Source organism: Rhizobacter sp. P2_H2, assembly GCF_056403375.1.
In genome coordinates, this window is record NZ_JBFUFP010001130.1 from 1 (window position 1) to 1694 (window position 1694).

Consider the following 1694-nt stretch of genomic DNA (forward strand, 5'->3'; position numbering starts at 1 on the left):
GAGGTGCGGCGCGCGCTGCTGAGCCGTCCGGAGGATCCGCGCAACCCCGAATCGGTGGCGGCGCACCTCGGCCGCTTCATGCACCTGATCGGCAGCCCGGCCTACCGGCCCGATCCGCAGTGGATGCTCGACAAGCTGCGCGCCGCGGTCGCGCGGGCGTACCGGCCGGCGGGCACGGGGCGGCAGCTGGTGGCGATCGCGGCCGATGGCGACCGCAGTGCGCGGCTGGCGCCGATCAGCGTGCCGTGCCGCGTGATCCACGGCCAGGCCGACCCGTTGGTGCCGGTGGCGGCCGGGCACGACCTGGCGCGCAAGATCCGCGGCGCGCAGCTCGACCTGGTCGACGGCATGGGGCACGACCTGCCGCTGCCGCTGCTGCCGAGGTTCGCCGACGGCATCGAGCTCGCCGCCGGGCGGGCCTGATCAACGGCGGATCTCGGTCCAGGCGTTCTTGCGCGACGGGATGGCCTGGCACAGGTTCAGGGCCGTGGTCCTGATGGTGCCCGACGCGACGGTCGTCATCCCCGCGATGCCGCCGGAGCCGCAGCTGCTGCTGGAACTGGAGCTGGACGACCCGCTGGAGGCGCTCGACGCCGTCGTGCGCAGCAGCGTCATCTTCGACGACATGTCGGTGCTGGAGATCGTTGCGCTCACGTAGCCGACGCCGGAGATGGCCGTGCCGCTGGCCATGTCGACCACGTAGTAGCGGGAGCTGGCCGAGCAGTCCGAAATGGTCGACTTGTTGGTCACCAGCACCACGGCGGTGTAGCCGATCGACGGCGCCGTGTTGACGACCTCGCCGGCGGGCAGGTCGATGTACCAGCCCCGGCTGGTGCTCCAGTTGACGCTGTTGCTGGTCAGCGTGTCGGTGGCGCTGTCGTAGACCTGCTTGGTCAGGCTGCCGCGCGGGTTGGTGAGTTCGTCACCGTCCGAGATCGCGTAGACCGTTTGCGTGCCGGGCGTGCTCGAGAGGTCCGTGAAGCCCAGCATGCGGCCGGTCGCGACGAAGAGGGTCCGCTTTCCGTTCTGGTAGACGAGCGCAGGGGCCGTGGTGATCGGCTGCGCGGTGCCGGAGGCATCCCTCAGCGTGGCCACGCGATTGACCTGGCTGTTGACGAGATCGAAGCGCCACAGGTTGCCGCGCTCGTCACCGCCGTAGACGTACTGGACCGAGCCGTCGTCCTCGAAGTACGGCGAGAACTGAGCGAAGCCCGGGTCACCCGAAGCACCCGCCGTGGTGGACAGCGTGGCCTGCAAGGTCCCGGTGAGCGCGTCCAGCACGAAGAGCCGGCCGACGCCGTCCTGCGCGGCGTTGTTGTAGCCGCTGCTCAGCAGGGCGACCGAGTTGGTCGCCCCTTTGATCCGGACGATGCGGGGTCCACCGATGGACAGCCCCGCCTGGTTCCTGACCGACGCCGAGGTGTTGTCGTTGGGGAATTCCCACTTCACGCGGCCTGCCAGCGCGGCGTCGCTGGTGATGGCCGACGCGTTCGTCACGTCCAGCGCATACCAGCCGGTGCCCGCCGAGCCGCGGCCACCGAGCAGGATCTCCTGGCCGGAAACCGTCGCCAGCGTGGGGGTGGCGTCGAGCTGGGCACTGAAGCGGTAGCTCTTTTGGCTGGTGGCACCGATGCCGGTGAGCACGGAGCCGGGAATGTAGCTCCACAGTTCCTTGCCGTTGGTGGTGTTGAAGG

Annotated in this window: 2 protein-coding genes; one reads left to right on the plus strand and one right to left on the minus strand. The window is 69.8% G+C overall.

Annotated elements, in window-relative coordinates:
* Positions 1-423, plus strand: a 423-nt coding sequence (locus AC1D15_RS30810; protein WP_477829024.1) for an alpha/beta fold hydrolase, incomplete at its 5' end; no start/stop codon positions are given.
* Here the strand turns inward: AC1D15_RS30810 and AC1D15_RS30815 are convergent.
* A partial coding sequence (locus AC1D15_RS30815) for a pilus assembly protein (RefSeq protein WP_477829025.1) occupies positions 424-1694 on the minus strand: 1271 nt, incomplete at its 5' end. It abuts the gene before it with no gap.